The following is a 26996-nucleotide window of genomic DNA, read 5'->3' as shown; positions in this document are numbered from 1 at the left end:
CTAGCGTTGTCGGCATGATGACGACAGCAGTGACGGAGAGCGGTGCGGCGGCCCTCGCCCTGGACGGGGTGACCCGGACGTACGGAGGCGGCGCACCCGCGCTCGACGGGGTGAGCCTGGCCGTGCCGCGCGGCCGGTTCGTGGCGGTGATGGGTCCGTCGGGCTCCGGCAAGTCCACACTGCTGCGCTGCGCCGCCGGCCTCGAACGGCCGACGGCCGGAACGGTACGGATCGGCGGCACCGACCTCGCCACCCTGAAGGCCTCCGGTCTCACGCGGCTCCGGCGCGACCGGATCGGCTTCGTCTTCCAGTCGCTCAACCTCGTCTCCGCCCTGAACGTCCGCGAGAACGTCACCCTGCCGCTGCTCCTCGCCGGAGCCCGCGGCGGCCCGGCGCTCGACGCCCGCGCCCTGGCCGGTCTCGACGCCGTGGGCCTCGCCGACCGCGCCGACGACACCCCCGAGCACCTCTCCGGCGGCCAGCGCCAGCGGGTCGCGATCGCCCGTGCCCTCGTCAACGAACCCGAGGTCGTCTTCGCCGACGAGCCCACCGCCGCCCTCGACCCGGTCACCGCCGCCGGTGTCCTCGCGCTCCTGCGCCGCGCCGTCGACGAGCGGGGCCGCACGGTCGTCCTCGTCACCCACGACCCGGTCGCCGCCGCCTGGACGGACGAAGCCGTGTTCCTGGAGCGCGGCCGGCTCGTCGGCCGCCTCGACCACCCGGACGAGACCGGCGTACGGGAGGCCCTCGGCGTCCGCGCCGAGGCCGGGCCGCGGGAGGCGCGGGGCCTCCGCGCCGGAGCCGGCGCACGGGATGTGCGGGGCGCTCTCGCCGGGGCCGGGCGGTTCGGGGCGGTGGCGCGATGATCCGGCCGGGAAACCAGGCGGTCGAGCTGCTCGCCGCCCGGTCGCTGCGGACGCACCGCAAGGCGTGGGCCGCCGTGTTCGCGGCCGTCGCCGTCACCTCCGCGCTGCTCGGCGCCCTGGCCCTCGCCCTCGGCTCGGCCGGGCTCGGCCACGCGCGCGTGGAGCGGTTCGCGGCCGCGCCCGTCGTCGTCGCCGGTGACCAGGCGGTCCGCTGGACGGCCACCCCGTGGGGCAGCGAGCCCACCACGACGACGGCCGGTCTCACCGAGCGGGTACGCGTGCCGGCGGCCGCCGTCGACGTACTCCGCGCGGTCCCCGGCGTCCGGACGGCCGTACCGGACGACACGTTCGTCGTACGGGATGCGGGTGCGGGTGCGCAGGCCGCACCGGCCGCCGGCGCGGCCGCCGGGGCGCGTACCTACACCGGGCGGTCCTGGGAGGCTGCCGCGCTCGCTCCGTACCGGCTGGTCGACGGCCGGGAACCCCGGGAGGCCGGGGAGATCGTCGCGGGTGCGGGTGCGGGTGCGGGTGCGGGTGCGGGTGCGGGTGCGGGTGCGGGTGCGGGTGCCGTCGGCGGCGGGGCCGGGGGCCGCGGCGGTCCGCGGGTCGGGGACACCGTCGCCGGGCGTACGGTCGTCGGCGTGGCGGACGGGCCGGCCGCGCTGTACTTCACGGCGGGGGAGGCGCGGAGGCTCGCCGGACACCCGGGGTCCGTGGACGCCGTCGGTGTCCTCGGCGAGCCCGGCGTACCGGTGGACACCCTCCACGCGCGCGTGCGGGCCGCCCTGGACGCCGTGGGCTTGAAGGACACCGCCGCGGGGCAGCCGCTCCGGGCGCTCACCGGCGACGGCCGGGGCGGGGCCGAGCACCTCGCCGCGCTGCCCGCCCGCGCGGACCTCCTCCAGATGCTCGCCGCCGTCTCCGGGACGATCGTCCTCGTCGCCGTCCTCGTGCTCGCCTCCCTGGTCGCTCAGGCGCTCGGGCAACGCTCCGCCGAGCGGGACCTGCTGCTGTCCGTCGGCGCGACGCCCCGCCAGGTGCGGGCGGCGGCCGGCCGGGAGGTGACCCGGGTCGCGGCGGCGGCGGCGCTGCTCGGCGCGCTCACGGCCGTACCGGTGTTCCTCACACTGCGGTCGACGCTGCGGGGCCGTACCGGAGTCGTCCCCGAGGGCCTCGAACTTCCCGCCCCGGCCTGGCTGTTCGCCGGTGTCCTCGTCGTCGTCGCCGTCGTGGTGGGCATCACCCGGCTCGTCGTCCTCTTCGCCGCGCGGCGCCCAGGCCGCCCGGGGAAGGGCGGTGCGCGCCGCGCCTTCGGGATCGCGCTGCTCGTGCTCGGCGCCACGGCGGCCGGTACCGCCACCGCCCAGGGAGGCGACGCGGCCGCGGCCGCCGCCGGGGCGGCCACGGTGACGCTGGTCATCGGCTGCGCGCTGCTCGGTCCGTGGATCGCGCGGGCCGCGATGACGGTCCTGGACCGGCCGTTCCGGTGGTTCGGCGGCGCGCCCGGACGCCTCACGGCGGCGGCGGCGACCGCGCACTCGCGCCGCCTCGGCGCCGCGCTCGTCCCCGTCGTCCTCGTCACCGCCTTCGCGCTCGTGCAGCTCTCGGCGGGCACGACCATGGAACGTGCCGCCGCGGAACAGGCGCGGGCCGCGACCACCGCCGACCTCGCGTTCTCCGGCACGACGGCGGAACGGGTGCGGCGACTGCCGGGGGTGAAGTCGGCCACGGACGTGCTGCGTTCCACGGTCGTCCTGGCCCGCACGCAGGCCGGATCGCCGCGCCTCGACCGGCTCCCCGTCCTCGGCGTGGACGCCGCCGGTCTGGCGGGCACGCTCGACCCCGGCGTCGTCACGGGCGACCTGGCCGGACTCGGCCGGCCCGGCACCGTCGCCGTCGGGGCGACCACGGCCGACTCCCTTGAAGTCAAGCCCGGTTCGACGGTCGAGCTGCGGCTCGGCGACGGGACGCCGAAGCGGCTTCGGGTGGTGGCCGTGTACGAACGCTCCCTCGCCCTCGGCGAGTTCCTGCTGCCGAAGACCGAACTGGCCCCGCACATGAGCGATCCGTACCCCGCGCGCGTACTGGCCGCCACGGAACCCGGCCCGGCGGGCCCGACGTCCACGGGCCTGATGTCTGCGGGCCGCACGTCCACGGGCCTGACCTCGACGGGCGGTTCCGTCGTGCCCGAGCAGGTCACGCTTCCCGGGGCGGAACTGAACGGGATCGTGTCGGCCGCCGTGGTCGCCGCCATCGGCGGGCTCACCCTCCTCGCGGTCCTCAGCACCCTCGCCCTGATCGCCGCGGGGCGCCGCGGGGAGCTGGCGCTGCTGCGCCAGGTGGGCGCCTCGGCCGGTCAGCTGCGCCGGATGCTCGGCCTCGAAGCCGGATTCCTCACCGCGACGGGCCTGCTCGTCGGGGCCGCGGTGGCCGCCCTGCCGCTCACTGCCTTCGCCTGGGCACTGACCGGCGGCCTGCCGTACCTGCCGCCCGCGCAAGCGGGGCTCATCGTCGGGACGGTGGTGGTGACGGTGGCGGCCGGGGTGTTCCTGCCCGGCGCGGGACGCCGGGCGGGGAACTGACCCGACGCCCCTCAGGCGTCGAGGTACGCCAGCACGGCGAGGACCCGGCGGTGGCCGCCGCCATCGCTCGGCGGCAGGCCGAGCTTCGCGAAGACGTTGCCGATGTGCTTGTGCACGGCCCGCTCGGTGACCACCATCGAGCGGGCGATCGTGCCGTTGTCGAGGCCCTGCGCCATCAGCTCCAGGACCTCCCGCTCGCGGGGCGTGAGGGAGTCCAGCGGGTCGTCGCGGCGGCGGGCCAGCAGCTCGGTGACGACCTCCGGGTCCAGGGCCGTACCGCCGGAGGCGACCCGTTCCAGGGCGTCCAGGAACTCGTCGACCCTCCCCACCCGGTCCTTCAGGAGGTAGCCGACACCCCGCGCGCCGCCGCCCAGCAACTCCGCCGCGTACGTCTCCTCCACGTACTGGGAGAGCACGAGCACCGGCAGGCCGGGCAGCGCCTCCCGCGCCGCGAGCGCCGCCCGCAGCCCCTCGTCGCGGAAGCCGGGCGGCATCCGCACGTCGAGGACGGCCACGTCCGGGCGGTGCTCCAGGAGCAGCGGCAGGATCTCGGGGCCGGTGGCCGCGACCCCGGCGACCTCGTGGCCGGAGGAGGTCAGCAACAGGACCAGGCCCTCCCGCAGGAGGGCGTTGTCCTCGGCGATCACCACACGCACGGAAGCTCCACTTCGATCACGGTCGGGCCCCCTTCGGGGCTGGTCAGACGTACGGTGCCGTCGAGCGCCGCCACGCGACGGCGCATGCCCGTCAACCCTGACCCGCCGCCTTCCCGCGCCTCGGCCCCGCCCCGGCCCTCGTCCCGCACGTGCACGCGCAGGCCGGTCCGCTCGCGTGCGAGGCCGACGGACGCGCGGGCGGCACCACTGTGCTTGGCGGCGTTCGTGAGGGCCTCGGCGACGACGAAGTACGCGGCGGCCTCGACGGCGGCGGGGGCGCGGGGGGCGGTGCCGTGCCCGGCCGAGCCGTTCCCGCCGTGACCGTGACCGGTCGAGGCGTCCCGGTCGTGGCCGTCTCCGGTGCCCGTGTGGTCGGCGAGGCCGGTCACGGAGACCGCGACCTCCAGGCCGCTGCTCGCGGCGAGGGCGCGTACCGCTCCGGTCAGACCGCGGTCGGTGAGGATCGGCGGGTGGATGCCGCGGACCACGTGCCGCAGCTCGGCGAGGGCCTCCTCGGCCTGCGTCTGGGCGTCGTCGAGGAGCTTGCGGCCGGCCGCGGGATCGGAGTCGTACACCCTTCGGGCAAGGCCGATCCGCATGGAGAGCGCCACCAGACGGGCCTGAGCGCCGTCGTGGAGGTCGCGTTCGATCCGGCGCAGCTCGGCACCGTGCGCGGCGACCGCGCCCGCCCGGGTGGCCGTCAGCTGCTCGATGCGGGCGGCCAGCGCGGCGTCCCGGGCGGCCGACGGGGTCGGCGTGAGCAGTGCCCGCGACCAGTCGGCCGCGAGTCCGGCCAGCCGGCCGATCAGCGGCAGGGCCACCGGGCGCCGCCCCGCGAGCCCGGTCCAGACCCCGTCGACCAGCAGCGCGGGCGCCCACACGATCAGCGACAGGTACCAGAGCACCGAGCCGTAGAGCAGCTGCGCGGCGGCCCACACCAGGTCCCGCCGGGTGCCGGGGTCGGTGACGGCCGTCCGCACGCGCGCGGGGAGCGGCCCTTCGAGCGGAAGGTACGCCTCGGGGACGGGCGTCCCGGTCCAGGCGGCCGTACGGCGGCGTTCCCAGCCGGCCATCCGGCGCAGCAGCAGCACGCTCTCGGGGAGCACGCCGGCGCCGATGACCGTGGCGGTGAGGAACGCGGTGAAGAGGGCGACGCCCACCATCAGGTAGCAGAAGAGCGAGATCGCGGCCCCGATAGTGAGATGGAGCCACCCCCTGGCCGCTTCCTTGATCGCCTCGCGCATGGAGACAGGGTAGGCGGCCGCCGCCGGGGAGACGGTGGAGCGGGCTACACCATCGCTCCGGGGGCGGGCACCGCTGTGCGCGGGCCCGCCGCGGACGAGGATCGAAGAGCCGCCGGCGACCACCGCCGGCCCCGGCCCGTCCGGAACCCGGCCCACCGGGAACCCGACCCACTTCACGGAGGCATCCCATGCGCGCCCTTCTCTGGCTGCTGCTCGCCGCGAGCGTCGTCGCCAACGTCTTCATCAGCACCTTCGCCGGGTGGACCGGCGGCCTCCAGGTCGCGGGGAGCGTCTGCACCGGCACGGTCCTGCTCGGCTCGGCCGCGGGCCTCTGGCTGACCCGGCCCCGCGACGGGGCCCGGTCGTGAGGTGACGCGGCGATGTGGCGTGCCGCTCCGCGTCCGGCGGGGGTTGTCAGAGGACTGCCCCACAATGGAGTGCGTACCTGAGGAGGGGCAGACATGGCCGTATGGGACGACCTGGTCGGACAGACACGGGTCGAGGAGCAGCTCGCCGCCGCCGCGCGCGACGCCGACGCGCTCGTGACCGCCCATGCCGCCGGCGAGCCCGCGCCCGAGGCCTCGAAGATGACCCACGCCTGGCTGTTCACGGGCCCCCCGGGAGCCGGCCGGGAGACCGCGGCGCGGGCGTTCGCCGCCGCGCTGCAGTGCGTGAGCCCCGACCGGGCGCTGGGCGGAGCGCCGGGCTGCGGGTTCTGCACCGGCTGCCACACCGCGCTGGTCGGCACCCACGCCGACGTGACCACGGTCAAGGCCATCGGTGCCGTGGTCCGCGCCGAGGACATGCGCGACACCGTGCGCAAGTCGTACACGGCGCCGGCGAACGGCCGCTGGCAGGTGATCCTCGTGGCCGACGCCGAGCGGCTGAACGAGAAGTCGGCCAACGCCGTCCTCAAGGCCGTGGAAGAGCCCGCCCAGCGGACCGTGTGGCTGCTCTGCGCGCCCTCCCTGGAGGACGTGCTGCCCACGATCCGCTCGCGCTGCCGCCACCTGAACCTGAGCACGCCGTCGGTGGCGGCCGTCGCCGACGTGCTCGTACGGCGCGACGGCATCGAGCCGGAGGCGGCGTACGCGGCAGCCCACGCCACCCAGGGACACGTCGACCGGGCCCGGCGGCTCGCCACCGACGAGCGGGCCCGCGCCCGCAGGGCCGCCGTCCTCAAGGTGCCGCTGCGCGTCGAGGACGTCGGTGGCTGCCTCAAGGCCGCCCAGGAACTCTTCGACGTGGCGGAGGAGGACGCGAAGCAGGTCGCCGAGGAGCTGGACACCAAGGAGACCGAGGAGCTGAAGGCGGCCCTCGGCGTGGCCCCGGGCGCCCGGCTGCCGCGCGGCACGGCCGGCGTGATGAAGGACCTGGAAGCGGACCAGAAGCGGCGCAAGACGCGCACCCAGCGCGACAGCCTCGACCTGGCGCTGACCGACCTGACCGGCTTCTACCGCGACGTGCTCGCCCTCCAGCTCCGCTCCCGCTCCGCCCTGGCCAACACGGACGTGCGGGACGCCATCGAGCGGGTCGCCCGCGCCTCCACCCCCGAGCGGACCCTCCGCCGCATCGAGTCGATCCTCGCCTGCCGCGAGGCACTCGACCGGAACGTGGCCCCGCTCCTCGCCATGGAGGCGATGACCCTGGCCCTGCGCGACTAGGGCCTGTCCGGCGGGTCACGCCCTGGTCCGGCGGGTCACGCCCCGGGAGGGGGGAATCGCGATTGGACACGGTGCGTACCCGGCCGGATACGCTCCGGGAATGGACTCCAGGCGTTTGCTCCGCACGTCCGCCACGGCCCTGGCGGCCGCCGGACTGATCCTCTCCGGCTGTACGGGCGGAAGCGACGCCGCCGCCTCCCGCAGCACCCCGGCGGGCCCCACGGCCGCGGGATCCGCCGCCACGCCCGTGGCCGCGGCGCTGAAGAAGTACTACGGGCAGAAGCTGACCTGGCGCGACTGCGGCGTCACGGACTTCCAGTGCGCGACGCTGCTCGCGCCGCTCGACTACGCGAAACCGGAGGCCGGGGACGTCAAGCTGGCCGTCTCGCGGGTGCGGGCCACCGGCCCCGGGAAGCGGCTCGGTTCGCTCCTGGTCAACCCCGGCGGGCCGGGCGGCTCCGCCGTCGGCTACCTCCAGGGGTACGCGGGCATCGGCTACCCCGCACCCGTCCGCGCCCGCTACGACATGGTGGCCGTCGATCCGCGCGGAGTCGCCCGCAGCGAGCCGGTCGACTGCCTGACGGGCCCGCAGATGGACGCGTACACCCAGGTCGACCAGACGCCCGACGACGCGGCGGAGGTCAACGCGCTCAGCGCCGCCTTCAAGGAGTTCGCGGCCGGCTGCGAGAAGAAGTCCGGCGCGATCCTCCCGCACGTCTCCACCGTCGAGACGGCCCGAGACATGGACATCCTGCGGGCGGTGCTCGGCGACGAGAAGCTCACGTACGTGGGGGCGTCGTACGGCACCTTCCTGGGCGCCACCTACGCCGAGCTGTTCCCCGCCCGGGTCGGCCGCCTCGTCCTCGACGGCGCGATGGACCCGTCGCTCCCCGCGGTCGACCTCAACCGCGACCAGACCGCGGGCTTCGAGACCGCCTTCCGCGCCTTCGCCGCCGACTGCGTCCGCACGCCGGACTGCCCCCTCGGCACCGAGTCGGTCGCGGCGGCCGGCCAGGCGCTGAAGACGTTCTTCCGCGACGTCGACGCCGAGCCGGTGCCCACCGGCGAGAGCCGCGCGCTCGGCGAGTCCCTCGCCACCACCGGCGTGATCGCCGCCATGTACGACGAGGGCGCCTGGCCCCAGCTGCGCGAGGCCCTCACCCGGGCCATCAGCGGCGAGGGCTCGAACCTCCTCGCCCTCGCCGACAGCTACTACGAGCGCGAGGCGGACGGTACCTACGCCAACCTGATGTTCGCCAACGCGGCCGTGAACTGCCTCGACCTCCCGCCCGCCTACGCCGCCCCCGCCGACGCCGGCAAGGCCGTCCCCTCCTTCGAGAAGGCCTCCCCGGTCTTCGGCGCCGGCCTCGCCTGGGCCGCCCTCAACTGCACCTACTGGCCCACACCGCCCACCGGCCGGCCCCACCGCATCACCGCCGCCGGCGCCGCCCCCATCCTCGTCGTCGGCACCACCCGCGATCCCGCCACCCCGTACCAGTGGGCCCGCTCCCTCGCCGACCAGCTCTCCTCCGGCACCCTCCTCACCTACGAGGGCGACGGCCACACCGCCTACGGCCGCGGCAGCGACTGCATCGACACCGCCATCAACGCCTACCTCCTGGAAGGCACCCCTCCCCAGGACGGAAAGCGCTGCTCATAGCCCTGATCCAGGGGTGGTCGGACCACCCCCGGAAACTGTGTAGACTTGGCCGCGCTGCTGCACCCACGATGTGTCTGCACAGCATGCCGCCTTAGCTCAGTTGGCCAGAGCAACGCACTCGTAATGCGTAGGTCTCGGGTTCGAATCCCGAAGGCGGCTCGGATCAGCCCCAGGACTCACTCGCCGTGACCTGGGGCTTTTTCATGCCCTGAGGGCGGGGGTGTCCTGTTGGGCGAGGAGGTAGCCGGCCTGGAAGCGGCTTTCGGCGCCCAGGGCGGACATGACGTCGGCGACGTGGCGGCGGCAGCTGCGGACGGAGAGGCCGAGGCGGCGGGCGATGGCGGCGTCGGTGAGGCCTTCGGTGAGGAGGCGGATGATGGTCTGCTTGAGCTCGTCGGAGATGTCCATGATGGTCTGGCGGTCCCATTCGGTCTCGAAGGGGAGGGCTTCGAGCCAGAGGCGTTCGTAGGCGCCGGTCATGAAGGCGACCACGTGCGGCTCGCGGATCAGGACGGCGGCCTGGGGGTCGTCGGGCACCGGGATGACCGCCGTGGTGCGGTCGAAGACGAGGAGGCGCATGAACTCGTCGTCGAGGGTGCGGACCTGGGCGCCGAGCCGGCCGACCCGCTCGACGTAGGCGCAGGTGCCGGCGGAGAAGCGGGCGGTGTGCTGGTAGAGCATGCGCATGCGGACGCCGCGGCGCAGGAGTTCCTCGTCGCGGGCCACGGCTTCCTCCAGGACCTCGGCGCGCCGGCCGCCGCCCGGCTGGGCGGTGAGGACCTCGCGTTCGCAGGTGCGGCCCAGTTCGGTGATGGCCTCCCGTACCGAGCGGAGGTCGGTGAGCAGCTCGACGTGTTCCGTCTGCCGCAGGTGGGTGAGGCGGCGCAGGTGTGACTCGTAGAGCGGCATGAACGCCATCAGCTGTTCGCGGCTGCGTTCCATGTGCCGGCGGCGGGCGCGCATCTCGCGTTCGAGGGGTCCGAGGGTGCGCTGGACGGCCTCGTCGGGTGCGACGGGCAGTACGGCGCGTTCCGGGGTGCGCCGCAGCAGGCCCATGTCGAGGAGGGCGGAGACGGCGGATTCCACTCGGGCGAGAGGGAGTTGCAGTTCTTCCGCGAGCTCGGTGGGGTGGGCTGCGGGCCGTGCCGGGTCGCGGTCGAGGACGCGGCCGTAGACGCGGCTCAGCGGGTCGTCGTCGGTGGTGGCCCTCTCGTCGGTGGGCGGTCCGGGGAGGGCGGTCCCCGGGTCGGCTTCCCGGGGTGTTCGAGTGCTGCCGGAGCCGTGCCTTCTGTCCGTTATCGACATGTTGTCCCCCGTTTGTCATGGCGTCCTGTTGCTGCCATGCAGGCTCATGAGCCATGCGGTCGGACCCATAGGCATGCAGTCGCGGGATACGTTCATCCCACCGCCCACAAGGTCAAAGCTCACCAAGCGCGCACAGCCCGTGAAGCTCGCAACCCATCGCAGACCATCACGACCTCCTCACGGTCCCCTCGTGACCTCCTCGCGGCGTCCTCGTGACGCCCCCTCGCGGAAAGAGAGCACCCGACATGAAGCGGCGGATCCGCAGCAGCCTCCTCGCCACCACGCTGATCACCGGCCTCGCGGGTCTGGCCACCGTCACCGCGACCCAGGCCGCCGTCGGCACCGGCGCCGACGACACCGGGTGGGGTGCGAGCGTCCTGAGCGGCACGTACGGCGCCGACGGCACGGGCCGGAGCGTGCCGGTCGCCGGTGCGGGAACCCACGACACCGGCTGGGGATGACCCATGACCCTGCTCGACTGCACCCTGCGCACCGGCGGGCAGCTCACCGGCGGCTCCGTACCCCCCGCGCTGGCCGCCGACTACCTCGCGGTCTGCGGGAGGGTCGGCGTCGACATCGTCGAGCTGGGCACCGTCCACGACCCTGACGGCCCGGGAGCCCCCTTCGGCGACCTGCTGCCGGTCCCCCTTCCCGAAGACCACGACGAGCGGTACGGGCCGCGCTTCTCCGTCCTGCTCGACACCGCCCTGCTGCCCGTCACGGACACCGCGGCGACCGCCGCCGCCGGCCGGATCGCCGAGGCGCTCGCCGCCGGTTCCGCGCCCGTCGGCCTGGTGCGGCTCGCCGTCCGGTACGACCGGGTGGCCCGCGTCGCCGCCCCGCTGCACCGCCTGCGGGAGGCCGGGCTCGGCGTCTGTCTCTTCCTCACCGACATCGACCTCGCCTCCTACCCCGAACTCGACCGCTGTCTCGGCGAGGCCGCGGCGCTCGGTCCCCTCGACGCCGTGTTCCTCGTCGACTCGCTCGGCTCGTTCCGCCCTGAGCGGGTCATCGAACTCGTCCAGTCCACCCGCGCCGCGGTCACCGCGCCCGTCGGCATCCACGCCCACGACAACCAGGGCTTCGCCCTGCACAACACGGTCGTCGCCGGTAGCGCCGGTGCCACCTGGCAGGACACCGCCGTGCACGGGATCGGTCCCGGCGCCGGGCTGACCCGCACCGAGCAGCTGCTCGCCCTGCTGGGCGCCGCACCCGCCGACCTCACGCCCCTGCTCGCGCTCATCGCCACCCATGTCGCCCCGTTGAAGCGGCGGTACGGGTGGGGGGCCGGGCCCCGTCAGGTCATGGCCGGCCTCGCCCGCATCCCGGTCTCGGCGGTGCGGGGACTGGACCCGCACGCCGGCCCCTGAGCCGACGGGCCCCGTTCTCTGAGTCGACGGGCCCAGGCTCCTGAGCCGACGGGCCCAGTCTCCTGAGCCGACGGGTACCCGGCCTCCGCCGGCCCCGGTCCCCGACAGCCCTCGTCCTCCGTCCCTCCCGGTCGCGTCGTCGTGCCCCCGCGTCGCCGTGCCGCGATGCCCCCTGCCCGTTGCCACCGCCACCGCCACCGCCGTCGCCGTCGCCGTCGCCCGTCCGAGGAGACCCGTATGCCCTTCACCGCGCCGATCCCGCCGCCGGGGGAACAGCCCCTCGCCCCGACCCCGTACCGCGACCTTCCCCGAGACCCCGGAGCCGCCGCCATGGCCAACCGCTTCCGCATCGACCGCAGTTCCGCGACGGAGGAGTTCGGGCTCGCCTGCCAGCGCCTGATCCCGTGGCCCGGCGGGGAGGCCGAGACGCCCGTCGGCGCGATGGCCTGTTTCCTCCGGCCCGGCGGGGAGTCCGACCCCGACTGCCACAACCAGGACGAGGTCATGATCATCCTGGCCGGCGTCGGTGCCGTGACCCTCGACGGCGAGCTCGAACCGCCCTTCCGCGCCGGCGACATCGTCGTCCTGCCGCGCAACCGGGAGCACGTCGTCCACAACACCGGCGACACCGAGCTGAGCTGGGTCTCCCTTTATTGGCCACTGCGCGAACCCGCCCTGTCCACCGACGGCACCGACGGCACCGGCAGCGCCGAGGGCGCCAACCGCACCGACGGCACCAACCGCACCGACGACACCGCTGAGAACAAGGAGGTTGCCGCATGAGCGACAACGTGACGAACGAGACGACCCGGACGGCGCAGTGGATCACCGCCACCCCGCCCACCCCCAACGGCGACCTGCACATCGGCCACCTCGCCGGCCCCTACCTCGCCGGTGACGTCCTGCGCCGCTTCCTCGCCGCCGAGGGCGACGGCCCCGTGCACTACACGACCGGCCTCGACGACCACCAGAGCTACGTCCCCGTCCGCGGCATCAACGACGGCGGACGCAAGGGCGAGGAGGTCGCCGACGGCTACGGCGCCTCCATCGAGTCCGTGTGGAGCCGGGCCGGCGCCGAGTTCGACGCGATCGTCCGCCCCCGCCGCGACCTCGGATACCAGTCGGCCGTCCAGGAGTTCTTCCAGCGCCTGTACGACGCCGGGCACATCGTCGCCCGCACGACGCCGCTGCCGTACTGCACCGGCTGCGAGCGCTGGCTGTACGAGGCCTACCTCAAGGGCGACTGCCCGCACTGCGGCTCCGGCTCCAACGGCAACGCCTGCGAGCCCTGCGGCCGCCCCAACGACTGCGCCGACCTGGCGAACCCGGTCTGCACCGGCTGCGGCGCCACCCCCGAACTCCGCGACTGCGAACGGCTCTACTTCCCGCTCGCCCCCTGGGAGCAGCAGCTCGCCGACTTCTGGGACCAGGTCGACATGCCGCCGCACCTGCGGTCGCTGTGCGAGTGGATGCGGGCCGAGGGGCTTCCCGAGATCGCCGTCAGCCACCCCTCCGAGTGGGGCGTGCCGGTGCCGGTCGCCGGCTTCACCGAGCAGCGGATCTACGTCTGGTTCGAGATGGCCCCCGGCTACCTCCTGGAGTGGGCCGGCGCCGGCGGCACCGGCCCCGCGCCCGCCCCGGTGCAGTTCTTCGGCTTCGACAACGGCTACTTCCACGCCCTCCTCTTCCCCGCCGCCTTCCGGGCGTACGACCCCGAGGTCGCGCTGCCGCGGGCCTTCGTGGTCAACGAGTTCTACCGGCTCGAAGGGCTCAAGTTCTCCACCAGCCGGCGTCACGCCATCTGGGCGCACGAGGAACTCGCCCGCACCAGCGCCGACGTGCTCCGCTACCACGTCCTGGCAGACCGGCCCAACGGCCGCCAGACCAGTTTCAGTTCCGCCGCTCTCGAGGTCAGCCGCGCCCGGCTCGCCGACCGCTGGGACGGCTGGCTCGGCCGCCTCCTCGCCGCCGTCGCCGAGGAGTCGGACGGCGTCGCGCCCGCCGAGGCGCCGCGGGGCCCGGAGTGGGAGCGGCTGCGCGCCCGGCTCGCCGGGACCGTCGGCCAGCTGAGGGACGCCTACGGGATCGAGGGGTACGACGCGCGGCGCGCGATCGCGCTGCTCGACGAGATCGTCGGCCTCGCCGAGGACTTCGGGTACGTGACCGGCTTCGAGCGCGAGCGCCCGGCCGGCGGCCCCGCGTACCGGGCCGCCCTCGCCGCCCAACTCGCCGTCGCCGCCGCCCTGTCGGCCTGGGCCGCGCCCGCCCTGCCGTACGGCTCCGCCCGCCTCGCCGGCCTCCTCGCGCTGGCGCCCGAGCCCCGGCGGGTGGACGTGGACGCCCTGGCCCCCCTCGCCCCGGGGACGCCGGTGGCGTCCTGGCCCGGGGCGGTCTTCAGTGCGTGAGTTCCTGTGGGACGCCGAGGCCGGGATCGACGGCGGGACCGGGACCGGGGAAACGGTCCCGGGCCCGATCGAGACCGCGGCCGTGTCCGGGGACGCGGCCGCGGTCGTCACCCCCGGCGGCGTCGTGTCCGCGCTCGGCACCTGGGCCGGGGCCGTCACCGGCCTGCGGTCCGCCGAGGCCGAGGCCGCGGCGGACGCGCTGCCGCACGCGGCGGTCGTCGGCCCGTTCTCCGGCGAACGGGCCGCCTGGGGCGAACACCTGGAACGGGCGGCCGCCCACTACGGGTCCGCCGTGACCTGGGAGCTGTACGACGACCGGGGGGAGACCGAGACCGCCCGGCAGATCGCCGAGGCCGTCGTCGCCGAGGGCCGGCACACGCTGGTCATCGGGCACTTCAACAGCTCCGGCGCGCGGGCGGCCCTGCCCGTCTACCGGGCCGCCGGGCTCCCCATCCTGCTGCCGCTGGCCACCACGCCCGACCTGCTCGCCGACAGCGCCGGCACCATCCTGCGCTGGTGCCCGGACGACCGCGCCCAGGCCGCCGACCTGCTGGCCGCCGTACGGGCCGCCGGGCACACCCGGATCGCCGTCGTCCACGACGGCACCGGGTACGGGGAGCGCCTCGCCGGGCTCGTACGCGAACCACGGGTCACGCCCGCCGCGCACCCCGCCCTGCCGTCGGGTGCCGTCGTCTCGGACGGCAGCGGCCCGGCGACGGGGGCGGTGGCGGTGCCGGCGGGTCTGCTGGGGGCGCCCGAAGCGGCGGGCGCGCCGCCCGGGTCCGGCCCCGACGTCCTCGACCTCCTCGACGCCGGTGACGGCGCGGGCGGGCCCGGTGCCGGGGTCGCCGCGCGGATCACCGCGCTCGTCGTGTGCGGCACCCACGTCGGGGCCGCGCGGATCGGGCGGGAGTGGCGGGCCGCAGGGTTCGCCGGGGCGTTCTACTTCACCGACGACTGCGCCGTGGACGAGTTCGCCGCGCTGCTCGCCGAGCCCACCGGGCGCGGCCCGGCCCATGTGGCCCGGATGCGCGGCGGCCCCGAGACCCATGTGGACGCCGCGTTCGCCGCCGCCACCGCCGCGCTCGCCGAGGACCCGGGGCGGACCGGACGCACCCTGCTCGCCGCGGTGCGGGCCCATGCCGACCGGGGGTTCACGGCGCGCGGGGAGCCGGAGGCCGGGAGCGTCGGATGGGACCTCGTGCCCGTGCCGGCCGCGCCCCGCACCGCCGCCCCCGGGCACGGCCGGGGCCGGGCCTACGACGTGATCATCGTGGGCGCCGGGGTCGTGGGCGCCGCCACCGCGTCCGTACTCGCCCGGCACGGCGCCCGGGTCGCGCTCGTCGCGCCCATGGACGGCAGCCGGGACCACGCCACCGCGATGTCCGGCGGACTCGTGCGGTCCTACGAGCCCGACCCGTACCTGAGGGGGCTCGCGCTGCGCAGCCACCGGCTCGCCTGGGGGCCGGCCGCGCTGGCACCGGGGCCGTACGGCTTCATGGCCACCGGGTCCCTCGTCCTGTGCGGCGACGCGGACCTGGAACAGGCCCGCAAGGGCGTCGCGGAGCTCAACGGGGCCGGCGTGCCCGCCGAACTCCTCGCGCCCGACGAGATCGGGGCACGCTTCCCCGGGCTCGCCGTCGACGGCGTCACCGCCGCCGTCTGGGAACCCGAGGCCGGTTACGCCGACCCGCCCCGCACCGCCCGCGCCTACCGCGACCGCGCCCTCGCCCACGGGGCCAGGCTGCTGCCCGCGCTCGTCCGCGAACTCGTCGCCCCGCCCGGGGCCGACCGGGTCCGCGTCCTCCTCGAACCCGGCGGTCCCGTCGAAGCGCGCGCCATCGTCCTCGCCGCCGGCGGCGGCACCGGCGACATCGCCGGGCACCGGCTCAGCGGCGCGGACGCCGGACGCACCAAGACCATCCGCTACGGCTTCTTCCACCACCCCGCCACGGCCGGCCTGCCGACCGTCGTCGACCTGGTGACCGGAGTCTGGGGCCGGCCCCAGCTCAGCGGAGAGGCGGCCGGCGGCTACATGGCCGGACGGCCCGTCGACGAATGGGACGTACCCCTCGGGGGCGACGACACGCTCACCGACGAGCACGTGGCGTACATCCGCCAAGGGGCCGCCGTCCGCTGGCCCTGGCTGGCCGATCCCGCAGCCCGCTTCCTCGCCGGGCGCCAGGGCGTCGACCTCTACACGCCCCACTCCCGCCCCCACCTCGGCCGCTCCCACCCGGGCAGCCGCGTCGTCCTCGCGACGGGGTGGTCGGGGGCGGGCTTCAAGACCGCGCCCGCGGCGGCCGAGCTCGCCGCCGCCGAAGCCCTGGAGGTCCTCACGGGCCTTTGACCCCTGGACCCTGCCCGTGCCCCGGGGCCCTGCGCCCCGCCGGGTGGCGGGCGACTGTTCCGCCGGGGCGGAACGCGTGCCCACCACGGGGTGGGCCGAGGTGGTGAGTCGGTCGGTTGACATCGGTATGGGAGGTCGCGGTGTGACGGATGTGGTGGCTCGGCCGGAGACGGCCGAGGGAGGACGTGGGGGGCTCGGCGTCCGGGCCCTGGTGGTGTTCTACGTGAGCAGCCTGGTGGGGACCGGCATCCTGCTGGTGCCGGGCCTGACGGAGCGGCAGGCCGGCCCGGCCGCGCTCCTCGCGTGGCTGGCGCTCGCGCTGAGCTCGTACCCGTTCGCGCGGTTCTTCGCCGAGATGTCGGCGTGGCGCCCGGACGCGTCGGGGCTCGCCGCGATGGTGGAGGCGGGGTTCGGCCGACGGTCGGGGCGGGCGGCGGGGCTGCTGCTCGTGACGACGTACGTGATCGGGAACCCGGTGATGGGCATCGTCTCGGCCCGGTGCCTGCTGGGTCTGCTCGGCGAGCCGGACGGGCCGGTGTATCCGCTCGCCATCGGTTTCATGGTGGTGTCCGCCGCGTTCACGCTGCTGGGCCTCACGGCCGGCGCGCGCGTCCAGGCGGCGGCGCTGGTGGTGCTGGTGCTCGGGCTCGGCACGGCCGTCGTGCTCGCGGTGCCGCGCTTCGACGCGGCGGAGTACACGCCGTTCGTCACGCACGGCTGGGGCGGTGTCGGCATCGCCGTGGTGACGGCGTTCTTCTCCTTCCTGGGCTGGGAGAACGTCTCGACGCTCGCCGAGCAGGTCGACGACCCGGCCCGCAGCTACCGGCGGGCCATCCGCTGGGCGGTCCCGATCGTGGGGCTGCTGTACGCGGCGGTGACGGCCGCCTATCTGGCCGTGCCCGGCGACGAACCGGTCGTCATCACGGCCCTGTTGGGCGCTTCCCTCGGCGAGGCGGGCGCGATCGCCGGCGACCTGCTGGCCCTGGGACTCGCGGTCGTCGCCACGAACGCGTGGGTCCTGGGCGCCACGCGGGTCGTGAGGGCCGCCGCCCGCGAGCGGATCCTGCCGGGGTTCCTGGCCGAGCGCCCGGTGCCGGCCACGGTGGCGCTGGCCCTCGCCTACGCGGCCGTGCTCGGCGGTCTGACCCTCGCCGGGACCGGCGAGGAGCTGGTGCTCGTCGTCACCAGCAGCGCCTTCCTGCTCCTGTACGTGGCGGCCGCGGCGGCCGCCCTGAGAGCGCGCGGCACCGGGCGCGCGCTGCGCGTGACGGCCGTCGTGACCCTGCTGATCGCGGCCGTGTTCCTGTCCTTCGCCGGTACGGGGCTGCTGTTCGCCCTGGCCCTCGCCGCCGGCTGCGTCGCGCTGACGGCCGGCCGCAGCCGTACGTCCTGAATCCGCTTCCCCGAACCGAAAGGTCCTCCCCTGTGAACACGAACGAGACCACCCCCGTCTACGACGTCGTCGGTGTCGGCTTCGGGCCCGCCAACCTCGCCCTCGCGATCGCCATCGAAGAGCACAACGAGCAGGCCGCGCCCGGCGAGGAGCTGACGGCGGTGTTCCTGGAGAAGCAGCCGAACTTCGGCTGGCACCGGGGCATGCTCATCCCGGACGCCACCATGCAGGTCTCGTTCCTCAAGGACCTCGCCACGATGCGCAACCCGGTCAGCCGCTTCGGCTTCGTGCCGTACCTGCACGACCGGGGCAGGCTGGTCGACTTCATCAACCACAAGGCGCTGTTCCCGACCCGCGAGGAGTTCCACGACTATCTCCAGTGGGCCGCCAACGGCGTGGACCACATGGTCCGCTACGGCCTGGAGGTGACCGCCATCCGTCCCGCCGACCGGCCGGGCCAGGACGGTCCCGTCGTCGAGGTCGACGTCGCCGCGCTCGGCGGCGCGGGCAGCGGCGCCGAGGCGGAGGCCGTCACCTACCGGGCCCGGAACCTGGTCATCGGCACCGGTCTCGTGCCCCGGCTCCCCGAGGGCGTCGAGTCGTCCGAACGCCTCTGGCACAGCGGCGAGTTCCTGCACCGTCTCGCCGCGCTGCCGACCGGGAACCCGCGCCGGTTCGTGGTCGCCGGGGCCGGGCAGAGCGCCGCCGAGATCGCGGACCACCTGCACCGCACGTACGAAGGAGCCGAGGTCGTCGCCGTGCACACCCGGTACGGGTACAGCCCGGCCGACGACAGCCCGTACGCGAACCGGATCTTCGACCCGGAGGCCGTCGACCTCTACCACGGCGCCGATCCCTCGGTCCGCCGCACGCTGATGGACTACCACCGCAACACCAACTACGGCGTGGTCGACATGGACCTCATCGAGGAGCTGTACCGCCGCTCGTACCAGGAGAAGGTGCGCGGCGAGCAGCGGCTGCGGATCCTCGGCGTCACCCGGCTCACCGACGTCGAGGAGGGCCCCGACGGCGTCCGCGTCGAGGTGCGGAACCTGGCGACCGGCGAGACGGAGACGATGACGGCCGACGCCGTCGTCTACGCCACCGGCTACAGCGAGCCCGACCCGACCCGGCTGCTGGGCGAGCTGGACTCCGCCTGCCTGCGCGACGAGGACGGCCGGCTGCGCGTGCGCCGCGACTACCGCGTGGAGACCGCTCCGGAGGTGGAGGCCGGGATCTATCTGATGGGCGGCACCGAGCACTCGCACGGCATCACGGCCAACCTGCTGTCGATGGCCGCCGTCCGGGCCGGCGAGATCTGCGAATCCCTTGCGGAGCACCGCCGTTCCGACAGGCGGGCGCCGGTGGCGGTGACGGGCTGAGACCCCGTACAACACCTGCACACCGGTATTCGGAGCGAGAGGGAACCATGAGCACCACCACCGCCACCGCCGACGACGGACTCGTCGTCACCGAGCGGACCCGGCTGCGCCGCATGCGGGAGAAGGGCAGTCACCGCCGCGCCGACCTGGACGCCGTGCTCGCCGCGGGCTTCCTCTGCCACCTCGGCGTCACCGTCGACGGGACGACGATGGTGGTGCCCACCGCGTACGGCGTCGACGGCGACCGGCTCTACCTGCACGGGTCCGTCGCCAGCCGCAGCCTGGTCCAGGCCCCGGACGCCACCGTCTGCGTCACCGTCACCCACGTCGACGGCCTCGTCCTGGCCCGGTCCGTCTTCGAGCACGGCGTCAACTACCGCTGCGCGATGGTCTACGGCGTCCCCCGGCTCGTCACCGACCCGGAGGAGAAGCTGCGCGGCCTGCGGGCCCTCACCGAGCAGAGCTCCCCGGGGCAGTGGGAGTACGTCCGGCAGCCCAGCCGCAAGGAGCTGGCCGCGACCTCCGTCCTCGCGCTCGACCTCACCGAGGCCTCGGTGAAGACACGCAGCGGCCCGCCGGACGACGGCGACTCCGAGGACGCCGCGCTCGGCCTCTGGGCGGGGGTCCTCCCGGTGGTGACCACCTTCGGCGAGCCGGTCACCGACCCCGCCCTCCCGGCGGACTTCTCCCCTCCGGCCCACATCGCCTCCCGCGCCGGCAGCCCTGCGGACGCCGCCCGCTGACCCGCCCCCTCGTCCTCAGGCCGCGGCGCGCTCGTCCAGCAGCTGGAGGTCCAGGCGGCTCAGGTGCTCCGCGTCCGCCAGCAGGTCGACGGAGGTGATCAGGCCGTGGAGCACGGTGAAGCCGAGGACGGTGACGGCGGGGACGCCGTCTGCCTCGGTCGCGTCTGCCTCGGTCGCGTCCGCCTCGGTCGCGTCCGCCTCGGTCGCGTCCGCCTCGGCGGCGTTCGCGGCGGCGCCGGCGCCAGGTGTGGTGCCGGGGGCGGCGTCGGGTGTGGCGCCAGGTGTGGCGCTTTGTGCGGCCGGTGCGGCGTCGGGGGTGGTCGATCCGGCCTCGGCTGTCGTGTCGTCGCGGGTGGCCGGTGCGGCGCCGGTCGTCGTGTCGACGGTGGCCGGTGCGCCGGTCGTCGTGTCGCGGGTGGTCGTGGAGGTGCTCAGCGCTTCGGGGTCGCCGACCACCAGGCCCGCGGCCCCGTCCACCAGGGCCGGGCGGGCCGACCGGGCCTGCCGGGCGACGGCGCGGGCGACCGCCGGGGCTCCGTGCGCGGGGGTCGCCCCGGTGCGTACGGCGCCGGCGTCGGCCCGCAGGACCACGTCGGGGTCGAGGAGGGCGAGCAGGGCGTCGTGGTCGTGGGCCCGGGCGGCGGTGAGGAGGGAGGCGACGACCTCGCGGCCGCGCCCGGGATCGGGCTGCGGCATCTCCTCCGCGCCGTGCACGCGGTGGCCGGCGCGGCCGGCCAGCTGCCGGGCGGCGGCGGGGGAACGGTCGAGGATCCCGGCGATCTCCTCGTACGGCACGGTGAACAGGTCGTGCAGGACGTACGCCAGCCGTTCGGAGGGCGTCAGGCCGTCGAGGACGAGCGGCAGGTCGGGGCCGGGGGATTCGGTGTCGGCGGCGAGCAGGGCCCGCCGGCCGGGGTCGGTGACCTGCTCGGGCCGGTGCGGCCGGTTCGGCGCGCCGACGGCCCAGGGGTCCCACGGGTCCCAGGGTTTCCGGTGGTGCGTCTCGCGGGCTCGGAGCCGTTCCAGGCAGATCCGGGCCACGGTGGTGGTCGGCGGGTCGGCGTGCCGTGCCGCGCCCGCGTCCCGTACCGCCTCCCGCGCGGCGCGCAGCACCGCCTCCCGTACCGCCTCGTCGGCCTCGTCGAACGTGCCGAGCAGGCGGTACGCGACGGCGCGAAGTCGCGGCCGCTGGTCCTCGAAGCGGACGGTGACGGGCCGGTCGTCGCTGCTGTTCCTGTCGTTCTCGTGTTCATCCACGGGGTGTGACCTCCGTGACGCGGGCTACGGCCGCCGCCGGGGTGCCCTGAGGGGTGTCCTGGCGACACCCCCGGGTGTCCTCGGGGGTGTCTTGCCGGCACACCCCGGAGTCCCGTCGACGGCCGGGGATCGCCCGGGCGTCAGTCGCCGTGGCCGGTGCCTCCGCTGCCGAAGCCGCCGCTGGAGATCCCGCCCCACTTGCGCTTCTCCTCGCTGGGCGGGTCGGGCGAGGTCTCCGTGCCGTCCCTGAGCTGGTAGGGCATGAGCCGGTGCTCGCCGTCGGTCTGCGGCATCTCGGCCGGTCGTCGGTACTCGGACATCTCGCCGGGCAGTGCGTCGGTGTCGGGCCGGTGCGGCTGCTCGTCCGGTGCCGGTGGCGCGGATTCGCGGTCGCGGACCCTCATGCCGAGCCAGAACGCGCCGATGAGGACGCCGACGATGACGAGCCCGCCGAGAACCTGTGCAAGCCCTGACTGCCAAACTCCAGCGGCCAGGATCTCTGCTGCGCTGAGAGTGTTCATACCAACAGGATTACCCGATTCCGCTTCGGCGGATACGTCGAGCGGACATCCCCTTCGGATTCCCCCGGGAATTCCCGGCACCGCCTGAAACATTTCCCCGACCCCATCGCGTCAATGAGGTGTACGGCGACCACACCACGTGACCCTGAGGGAAGGGAGGGGCATGAGAAAGTCCCGCGCGGACGAGTTCCTGGAGTTCGCCTCCGCACGCACGGGGCACCTTTTCCGGTCCGCATGCCTGCTGACCAGCGGCGATACACACCTGGCCGAGGACCTCGCCCAGGAGACGCTGGGCCGGATGTACGCACAGTGGGGGCGCATGGCCCGCATCGGCAACCCCGCCGCGTACGCCCAGACCGTGCTGGTGCGCACGTTCCTCAGCCACCAGCGCCGCCGGTCCGCCACCGAGCGCCCGCTCGGCGAGCTGCCCGACCGGGCCCCCGACGACGGCGGGGACCCCGCACTCCGGATCGCGCTCCTCGACGCGCTGGCCGGACTCGCGCCCAAGGACCGGGCGGTCGTGGTGCTGCGCTACTGGGAGGACCGCAGCATCGAGGAGACCGCCGACGCCCTGCACGTCAGCTCCGCCGCGGTACGCACCCGCTCCGTACGGGCGCTGGCGAAGCTGCGGGAACGCCTCGGCGGCAGCATCGCCGAGTTCGCCACCCGCTGACGACTTCCGGCCACTGGCCACTGACCACTGGCCCCGGATCTCCGGCCGCCGGCCACGGACCACCGGCCGCCGGCCACTGAACCTTTCACCCACGAACCCGGAGACGGTGATTTCGGCATGTCCCAGAACGACGAATCCCAGCACGAAGGCTTCGAGGAGGAGCTCGGCGCGGTCCTGCGCCGCACCGGCGACGGATTCTCCGCCGACGACCGGCGCGAGCTGGTCGCGGGCGGGCTCCAGCGCGGCCGACGCCGCCTGGTGCGCCGCCGCCTCGCGGTGACGGGCGGCGCCCTCGCGCTCGCCGCCGTCGGCATCGGCGGCGTGTACGGCGGGTCCCTGGTCGGCCCCGGGGGCAAGGCGACGACCACCTCCGTGGCCGCCGCCCCCAAGCCGGGCAACGCCACCGGCACCGCCGACCCGAAGCGGCCGGAGCAGGCGCAGATCCCGGTCAAGGACCTCGCCGCCGTCCTCAAGGCCCACACCCCGGCCGGGACGTGGGAGATCGACGACCTCGACGCCAAGGGCCAGTCGGTCGGAGGCGTCTACGACGACGGCCACGGCAAGGCGGCCGTCAGCGTCGGCCTGTACCGCGTCGGCCGGACCGCCGAATCCGGCGAGGACCAGGTCGCCTGCCCCGACAAGGCCGTCGTCGCCTTCGACCGCTGCATCAGCGGGCGGGTGCCGAACGGCGACCGGCTCATGGCCATCCAGGGGTACGTGTACCCCGACAAGCGCGAGGAGACCAAGTACTGGCGGGTGGTCCTGCTCACCAAGGACGGCTTCCTGATCGACGTGAACGAGTACAACGCCGCTGCCGAGAAGGGCGCGCCCATCAGCCGGGAGAACCCGCCGTTCACCATGTCCCAGCTGAAGGCCCTCGTCACCACCGACGACTGGCGTCCGCTGCTCAAGCAGCTGCCCCAGGTGCCGGCGACGCAGCTCGCCCCGGGCAAGGCGGCCCAGCCGCCCGCCGAGCCGGTCGGCGACTCCGTCCAGGCCACCCTGCGCACGCTCCTGCCCAAGGGGCTGAGGGTCGTGGACAAGGGCGGCAGCGGCGAGTTCGGCTTCCTCGTCGTCGACGACGGCAAGGGCAAGAGCCTCGTCCAGATCAACGTCCAGTCGGACATGAGGGACGTGGCCGACGACCTCTACGGCAGCGGTGACGTCACCACGCTGCCCGACGGCCGCAAGGTCAAGCTCATCCAGCAGCCCGGTGAGAAGGGCGGCGCCGGTGTCGTCTGGTGGACCGCCGACACCATGACCCCCGAGGGCTTCCGGGTCGTCGTCTCCGCCTTCAACACCGGTGCCCAGCACGAGGCCGCCACGCGCGCCGAGCCCGCGCTGACCCTCGACCAGCTGAAGGCGATCGCCCTCGACCCGAAGTGGCAGAAGCTTCCTCGCAAGTAGGCCGCCGCGCACGGGGGAGAACAGGGGCGGCGGGCCGACCCGCCGCCCCGACGCCACATAGCCGCACGGGTGTCGCGCCGTGCGGCTACTTGGCGTCCGCGTACCGCTCGACCGTGGCCGTCGTGAACGGGAACCGCACCGGCGTGTCCCCGAACGCGATCCGGCCCGCCTCGTCCCCGGCCGCGCCGATCGCCGCGGTGACCGCCTCCGCCTCCTCCGCCGGACAGTGCACGATCACCTCGTCGTGCTGGAAGAACACCAGCTCGGCCCGCATCCCGGACAGGGAGCGCCGCAGCGCCGCCAGCATCAGAAGGGCCCAGTCGGCGGCACTGCCCTGGACGACGAAGTTACGGGTGAACCGGCCGCGGGCGCGGGCGTTCCCGGAGGCGTATCCCGGCACGAACTCGCCGCTCTCCGCCTCGGGTTCGCCGCCCTCCTGCGGGATGCCCGCCTCGTCGTCGTCGCCCGAACCGACCGCCCGCGGACTGGTCCTGCCCAGCCAGGTGCGGACCAGCCGGCCCTCCTCGCCGGCCTTCGCCGCGTCGTCGACATAGGCCACCGCGCGCGGGAAGCGCCGCCGGAGCGCGGCCAGGTTCTTCAGACCGTCGCCGCTGGTCTGGCCGTAGATCGCACCGAGGAGCGCGATCTTGGCGTGGTCGCGGTCACCGGAGAACGCCCGGTCCGAAAGCCGGGTGTACAGGTCGTCGGGGTGTCCCGCGACCTCCATCAGACCCGGATCCCGGGAGATCGCGGCGAGCACGCGCGGCTCCATCTGGTCGGCGTCGGCGACGACGAGCCGCCAGCCCTCGTCGGCGACCACCGCCCGCCGGATCACCTTCGGGATCTGCAGGGCCCCGCCGCCATTGGTCGTCCAGCGTCCACTGACCGTGCCGCCCGGCAGGTACTCCGGCCGGAAACGGCCGTCCCTGACCCAGTCGGCCAGCCATGACCAGCCGTGCGCCGTCCAGATCCGGTACAGCTTCTTGTACGCGATCAGCGGCTCCACCGCCGGATGGTCGACCTCCTCCAGCTCCCAGCGACGGGTCGACCTCAGCCGCACCCCGGCCTGCGCGAACGCCTTCACCACGTCGGCCGGCAGATCGGGCCGCACCCGGCGGCCGAACGCCGCGGACACCTCGTCCGCGAGCTCGGCGAGACGGCGCGGCTCACCCCCACCCGCGTACCGCTCGCCGAGCAACTCGTTCAACAGCTCCCGGTGCACGTCCGCCCGCCACGGCAGCCCCGCCCGGTGCATCTCCGCCGCCACCAGCATCCCCGCCGACTCGGCGGCCGTGAGCAGCCGCATCCGGCCCGGGTGCCCGGCCCGGTCATGACGCCGCAACTGCTCCGCGTACACCGCGAGAAGCCCCTCGAACGGTACGGAGACCACCGGGCGCGGCTCGAACAGCGAATCCTGCGAGCCGGGCTCGGCACTGCGCTGCGGCGGGTCGGGCGGCACGGGAGCGTTCCGCAGGCGCGCCCAGGCCGCCGCGGCCGACCGGGGCTCCCCGAGCCGGCCCTCGTGCCCCAGCAGCAGCTGCTCCGCGTCCTCCACGTCGTAACACCGCTCCACCCGCACGCCGGCGGCGAGCAGCCGCGGATACACCTCGGCCGTCGACCGCCACACCCAGCGCGTCACTTCCGGCCGCGACCGCACCGCCTCCACCAGATCCGGCTCCCGCCGCACGTCCCCCACCGGCGTGCCGTCCGCCCCCAGCGGCACCACCAGCGCCCCGTCCCCCTCCCCCTCGGCGCCCACCGCCCACCTCTCGCTCATGCATCCGAGTCTGGCACCCCCCACTGACACCCCCCGGCACCGCGCCGCACCCCCGCCCACCTCGTTGCGGGCATCCGCGCCGCCGGGGCAGAGCCCCCGCGCCCTCCCGCGTTGTGGGCAACTGTTCCGCTGGGGCGGAACGGGTGGGCACAACGGACGGCGCCCCTTGCCGGGCCCAGGCTCCCCGCACCTACCACGCCCCGCCGGACCGAGCCCGTGAACAGTGTCCGCACCATCGGGACCAGGCGCAGGGGCGGCCGCTCGCCGCGGTCGGGTTGTGCCCACCCGTTCCGCCCTCGCGGAACAGTTGCCCACAACGCGGGGGCGCGCGCGGGGCTTCAGGCCCCACGACCGGGGGCTCAGGCCCCGCGGCAGGGAGGGGCGTGTGGGGGGTCAGGCGGCGGCGTGGAAGAGGGCGGCGGCTTCGCCGCGGGAGCCGACGCCGAGTTTGTCGAGGATGTTCGCGACGTGGAACTTCACGGTGGACTCGCTGATGTGCAGCTCCTCGGCGATCCGCCGGTTGCGATGCCCGAGCGCCAGATGCCCCAGGACCTCCACCTCGCGTTCGCCGAGCCCCGTGAGGGGGTGCGCGGCGTCGGCCGGGGCCTCGGGGGTGGCGAGGGGGAGGACGGCGGTGATGGTGGTGCCCCAGCCGGGGACGGCGTCCATGTCGAGGCGGCCGCCGAGGACGTCGAGCCGGTCGCGGATGGTGCCCGCGCCGAGGTCGCAGGGGGCGAGGGCGCCGGCGCCGTCGTCGCGTACGGAGGCGCGGAGTTCGTGTTCGGTGAGCTGCCAGCCGACGTGGACGCGTCGTACGGAGTCCTGCTCCAGGACGACGAGGAGCAGGGAGCGGACGATCGCCCGCGCGCTGTGCGCGACGTCCGCGGCGAGGGAGCGGGTCGAGTCGGGGGCGCCGAGGTCGAGCCGGACGGGGCTGTGGCGCAGCAGGGGCCGCAGTTCGCCGGCGAGGCGTTCGAAGGCCTCCTGGGCGGGCTCCTCCGCGAGGGCCCGGTCGCGGCGCTGTGCCGCCCGCATCTCGATGAGGGCGGTGGCGGCGAGGTCGGTCGCGGTGGCCCGGGCGGTCGTGTCGTCGAGGGCGCGGCTGCGGAGGACGCCGAGGACTCCGGAGAGCGCGGCGGTGTGCGAGGCGGTCAGTTCGGCGATCACCCGGGCCCGGGTGTCGGCGGCCGCCCGCGAACGGGCGAGGGCGCCCGGCATGGCCTCGGTGGCGAACCGGTCGAAGTGGCTGGTCACCAGGTCCCACAGGGCCTGGGCGACGGCGAGTTCGGCCGCGCCGACGGGGGCGGCGCCGTCCTCCCGTACGAGCACGAGCAGCGCACCGCGCCGGGTCGCGTGGCTGGTGACGGCGACGACCTCGCGTTCCCGGCCGCCGACCGTCGCCACGCCCTGCCAGGGGGTGCCGGGCACGCCGGCCGTGAGCAGCGGCTCGAGTTCGGAGGTGGCCAGGCCTTCCGTGCCGCCGATGGCCTTGAAGGGGGAGTGGGCGCAGTGCGTGGAGAGTTCGGCCGCGTCCACGTGCGGGACCACGGTGGCGAGGGCGGCCGAGACCTTGGGGAGGATCTCCCCGAGCGGCTGCCGGAGGATCTCGTACGCGGCGGTCAGCGTGAACGCGTCCATGACGTCCAGCCTAGGCGGGCGGCACGGATCCGGGCCGGTCTTTCGGACAGGTGGGACTGGCCGTTGGGAGGGCGGGGCGCGGCGGGACCGCGACACAGGATGG

The 26996-nt window shown here is 75.1% G+C and carries 22 protein-coding genes and 1 tRNA gene; 16 read left to right on the top strand and 7 right to left on the bottom strand.

The window, feature by feature from the left end; all coding sequences use genetic code 11:
- Positions 1 to 14: 14 nt before the first annotated feature.
- Together OO54_RS12095 and OO54_RS12090 are read left to right on the top strand one after the other, a co-directional pair.
- Positions 15 to 866 (top strand): ABC transporter ATP-binding protein, encoded by an 852-nt coding sequence (locus OO54_RS12095; RefSeq protein ID WP_033202855.1) that lies wholly within the window; start codon positions 15 to 17, stop codon positions 864 to 866.
- On the top strand, positions 863 to 3448 hold the full coding sequence (locus tag OO54_RS12090; RefSeq protein WP_033202854.1) for an FtsX-like permease family protein: 2586 nt from the start codon (positions 863 to 865) through the stop codon (positions 3446 to 3448). Before OO54_RS12095 ends, OO54_RS12090 begins: the two co-directional genes overlap by 4 nt.
- 11 nt (positions 3449 to 3459) lie before the next feature.
- Here OO54_RS12090 and OO54_RS12085 read toward each other — a convergent pair whose 3' ends face one another.
- Together OO54_RS12085 and OO54_RS12080 are read right to left on the bottom strand one after the other, a co-directional pair.
- The gene (locus OO54_RS12085) at positions 3460 to 4104 is read right to left on the bottom strand and encodes a LuxR C-terminal-related transcriptional regulator (RefSeq protein ID WP_017240110.1); all 645 of its coding nucleotides are present in this window, start codon (positions 4102 to 4104) and stop codon (positions 3460 to 3462) included.
- The gene (locus tag OO54_RS12080; RefSeq protein ID WP_033202886.1) at positions 4092 to 5348 is read right to left on the bottom strand and encodes a sensor histidine kinase; all 1257 of its coding nucleotides are present in this window, start codon (positions 5346 to 5348) and stop codon (positions 4092 to 4094) included. The genes OO54_RS12085 and OO54_RS12080 overlap by 13 nt, the downstream gene beginning before the upstream one ends.
- A 188-nt stretch (positions 5349 to 5536) precedes the next feature.
- On the opposite strand from OO54_RS12080, the gene OO54_RS12075 reads away from it, so the two are divergent.
- From OO54_RS12075 to OO54_RS12060, 4 genes are all read left to right on the top strand, one after another.
- Positions 5537 to 5716 carry a hypothetical protein gene (locus OO54_RS12075; RefSeq protein WP_017240108.1) on the top strand — a complete coding sequence of 60 codons (180 nt, stop codon included), beginning with the start codon at positions 5537 to 5539 and terminating at the stop codon, positions 5714 to 5716.
- 93 nt (positions 5717 to 5809) lie between these two features.
- The gene (locus OO54_RS12070) at positions 5810 to 7012 is read left to right on the top strand and encodes a DNA polymerase III subunit delta' (protein WP_033202853.1); all 1203 of its coding nucleotides are present in this window, start codon (positions 5810 to 5812) and stop codon (positions 7010 to 7012) included.
- A 100-nt stretch (positions 7013 to 7112) separates the two neighbouring features.
- Positions 7113 to 8672 carry an alpha/beta hydrolase gene (locus OO54_RS12065; RefSeq protein WP_033202852.1) on the top strand — a complete coding sequence of 520 codons (1560 nt, stop codon included), beginning with the start codon at positions 7113 to 7115 and terminating at the stop codon, positions 8670 to 8672.
- A gap of 85 nt (positions 8673 to 8757) precedes the next feature.
- A tRNA-Thr gene (locus tag OO54_RS12060) sits at positions 8758 to 8831 on the top strand.
- 42 nt (positions 8832 to 8873) lie between these two features.
- Here OO54_RS12060 and OO54_RS12055 read toward each other — a convergent pair.
- The gene (locus OO54_RS12055; protein WP_033202851.1) at positions 8874 to 9977 is read right to left on the bottom strand and encodes a helix-turn-helix transcriptional regulator; all 1104 of its coding nucleotides are present in this window, start codon (positions 9975 to 9977) and stop codon (positions 8874 to 8876) included.
- A gap of 245 nt (positions 9978 to 10222) precedes the next feature.
- Here OO54_RS12055 and OO54_RS12050 point away from each other — a divergent pair, with 245 nt between their 5' ends.
- The 8 genes from OO54_RS12050 (at position 10223) to OO54_RS12015 (ending at position 19620) form a co-directional block, all read left to right on the top strand.
- A complete protein-coding gene (locus OO54_RS12050) occupies positions 10223 to 10438 on the top strand; it encodes a hypothetical protein (RefSeq protein WP_033202850.1) in 216 nt (71 codons plus the stop codon).
- A 3-nt stretch (positions 10439 to 10441) separates the two neighbouring features.
- Entirely contained in the window at positions 10442 to 11347 is a 906-nt protein-coding gene (locus OO54_RS12045) for a beta/alpha barrel domain-containing protein (protein WP_033202849.1), read from the top strand.
- Between the two features lie 237 nt (positions 11348 to 11584).
- Positions 11585 to 12130: a cupin domain-containing protein gene (locus OO54_RS42375; protein ID WP_051786874.1), complete on the top strand. Its 546-nt coding sequence runs from the start codon at positions 11585 to 11587 to the stop codon at positions 12128 to 12130.
- A complete protein-coding gene (locus tag OO54_RS12035) occupies positions 12127 to 13752 on the top strand; it encodes a methionine--tRNA ligase (RefSeq protein ID WP_033202848.1) in 1626 nt (541 codons plus the stop codon). The genes OO54_RS42375 and OO54_RS12035 overlap by 4 nt, the downstream gene beginning before the upstream one ends.
- A complete protein-coding gene (locus tag OO54_RS42370) occupies positions 13745 to 16102 on the top strand; it encodes an FAD-dependent oxidoreductase (protein ID WP_051786873.1) in 2358 nt (785 codons plus the stop codon). Before OO54_RS12035 ends, OO54_RS42370 begins: the two co-directional genes overlap by 8 nt.
- A 142-nt stretch (positions 16103 to 16244) precedes the next feature.
- Positions 16245 to 17495 (top strand): APC family permease, encoded by a 1251-nt coding sequence (locus tag OO54_RS12025; RefSeq protein WP_157856462.1) that lies wholly within the window; start codon positions 16245 to 16247, stop codon positions 17493 to 17495.
- A 32-nt stretch (positions 17496 to 17527) separates the two neighbouring features.
- Complete coding sequence (locus OO54_RS12020; RefSeq protein ID WP_033202846.1) at positions 17528 to 18877, top strand: lysine N(6)-hydroxylase/L-ornithine N(5)-oxygenase family protein; 1350 nt, start codon at positions 17528 to 17530, stop codon at positions 18875 to 18877.
- Between the two features lie 47 nt (positions 18878 to 18924).
- The gene (locus OO54_RS12015) at positions 18925 to 19620 is read left to right on the top strand and encodes a pyridoxamine 5'-phosphate oxidase family protein (RefSeq protein WP_033202845.1); all 696 of its coding nucleotides are present in this window, start codon (positions 18925 to 18927) and stop codon (positions 19618 to 19620) included.
- Positions 19621 to 19635: 15 nt separating this feature from the next.
- Here OO54_RS12015 and OO54_RS46765 read toward each other — a convergent pair whose 3' ends face one another.
- On the bottom strand, positions 19636 to 20877 hold the full coding sequence (locus OO54_RS46765) for a sigma factor-like helix-turn-helix DNA-binding protein (RefSeq protein WP_051786872.1): 1242 nt from the start codon (positions 20875 to 20877) through the stop codon (positions 19636 to 19638).
- 140 nt (positions 20878 to 21017) lie between these two features.
- Complete coding sequence (locus OO54_RS12005) at positions 21018 to 21398, bottom strand: DUF6479 family protein (protein WP_033202844.1); 381 nt, start codon at positions 21396 to 21398, stop codon at positions 21018 to 21020.
- 163 nt (positions 21399 to 21561) lie between these two features.
- Here OO54_RS12005 and OO54_RS12000 point away from each other — a divergent pair, with 163 nt between their 5' ends.
- Positions 21562 to 22071, top strand: a complete 510-nt coding sequence (locus OO54_RS12000; protein WP_033202843.1) for a SigE family RNA polymerase sigma factor — start codon at positions 21562 to 21564, stop codon at positions 22069 to 22071.
- A gap of 117 nt (positions 22072 to 22188) precedes the next feature.
- A complete protein-coding gene (locus tag OO54_RS11995; protein WP_033202842.1) occupies positions 22189 to 23478 on the top strand; it encodes a hypothetical protein in 1290 nt (429 codons plus the stop codon).
- Positions 23479 to 23563: 85 nt separating this feature from the next.
- Here OO54_RS11995 and OO54_RS11990 read toward each other — a convergent pair whose 3' ends face one another.
- Positions 23564 to 25255: a bifunctional 3'-5' exonuclease/DNA polymerase gene (locus OO54_RS11990; RefSeq protein WP_033202841.1), complete on the bottom strand. Its 1692-nt coding sequence runs from the start codon at positions 25253 to 25255 to the stop codon at positions 23564 to 23566.
- Positions 25256 to 25648: 393 nt separating this feature from the next.
- Entirely contained in the window at positions 25649 to 26893 is a 1245-nt protein-coding gene (locus OO54_RS11985) for a LuxR C-terminal-related transcriptional regulator (RefSeq protein WP_033202840.1), read from the bottom strand.
- Between the last annotated feature and the right edge of the window lie 103 nt (positions 26894 to 26996).

It is taken from the genome of Streptomyces wedmorensis, from assembly GCF_000716445.1.
Lineage (GTDB): Bacteria > Actinomycetota > Actinomycetes > Streptomycetales > Streptomycetaceae > Streptomyces > Streptomyces wedmorensis.
Note: the sequence above shows the minus strand (reverse complement) of the source record. Positions and strands in the feature narration are given on the sequence as shown.

Excerpts from the sequence above, each read along its gene's own strand:
- OO54_RS12095 (WP_033202855.1), top strand. The coding sequence starts at position 15 with ATGATGACGACAGCAGTGACGGAGAGCGGTGCGGCGGCCCTCGCCCTG.
- OO54_RS12090 (WP_033202854.1), top strand. The coding sequence starts at position 863 with ATGATCCGGCCGGGAAACCAGGCGGTCGAGCTGCTCGCCGCCCGGTCG.
- OO54_RS12080 (WP_033202886.1), bottom strand. The coding sequence starts at position 5,348 with ATGCGCGAGGCGATCAAGGAAGCGGCCAGGGGGTGGCTCCATCTCACT.
- OO54_RS12075 (WP_017240108.1), top strand. The coding sequence starts at position 5,537 with ATGCGCGCCCTTCTCTGGCTGCTGCTCGCCGCGAGCGTCGTCGCCAAC.
- OO54_RS12070 (WP_033202853.1), top strand. The coding sequence starts at position 5,810 with ATGGCCGTATGGGACGACCTGGTCGGACAGACACGGGTCGAGGAGCAG.
- OO54_RS12065 (WP_033202852.1), top strand. The coding sequence starts at position 7,113 with ATGGACTCCAGGCGTTTGCTCCGCACGTCCGCCACGGCCCTGGCGGCC.
- OO54_RS12055 (WP_033202851.1), bottom strand. The coding sequence starts at position 9,977 with ATGTCGATAACGGACAGAAGGCACGGCTCCGGCAGCACTCGAACACCC.
- OO54_RS12050 (WP_033202850.1), top strand. The coding sequence starts at position 10,223 with ATGAAGCGGCGGATCCGCAGCAGCCTCCTCGCCACCACGCTGATCACC.
- OO54_RS12045 (WP_033202849.1), top strand. The coding sequence starts at position 10,442 with ATGACCCTGCTCGACTGCACCCTGCGCACCGGCGGGCAGCTCACCGGC.
- OO54_RS42375 (WP_051786874.1), top strand. The coding sequence starts at position 11,585 with ATGCCCTTCACCGCGCCGATCCCGCCGCCGGGGGAACAGCCCCTCGCC.
- OO54_RS12035 (WP_033202848.1), top strand. The coding sequence starts at position 12,127 with ATGAGCGACAACGTGACGAACGAGACGACCCGGACGGCGCAGTGGATC.
- OO54_RS12015 (WP_033202845.1), top strand. The coding sequence starts at position 18,925 with ATGAGCACCACCACCGCCACCGCCGACGACGGACTCGTCGTCACCGAG.
- OO54_RS12005 (WP_033202844.1), bottom strand. The coding sequence starts at position 21,398 with ATGAACACTCTCAGCGCAGCAGAGATCCTGGCCGCTGGAGTTTGGCAG.
- OO54_RS12000 (WP_033202843.1), top strand. The coding sequence starts at position 21,562 with ATGAGAAAGTCCCGCGCGGACGAGTTCCTGGAGTTCGCCTCCGCACGC.
- OO54_RS11995 (WP_033202842.1), top strand. The coding sequence starts at position 22,189 with ATGTCCCAGAACGACGAATCCCAGCACGAAGGCTTCGAGGAGGAGCTC.
- OO54_RS11990 (WP_033202841.1), bottom strand. The coding sequence starts at position 25,255 with ATGAGCGAGAGGTGGGCGGTGGGCGCCGAGGGGGAGGGGGACGGGGCG.
- OO54_RS11985 (WP_033202840.1), bottom strand. The coding sequence starts at position 26,893 with ATGGACGCGTTCACGCTGACCGCCGCGTACGAGATCCTCCGGCAGCCG.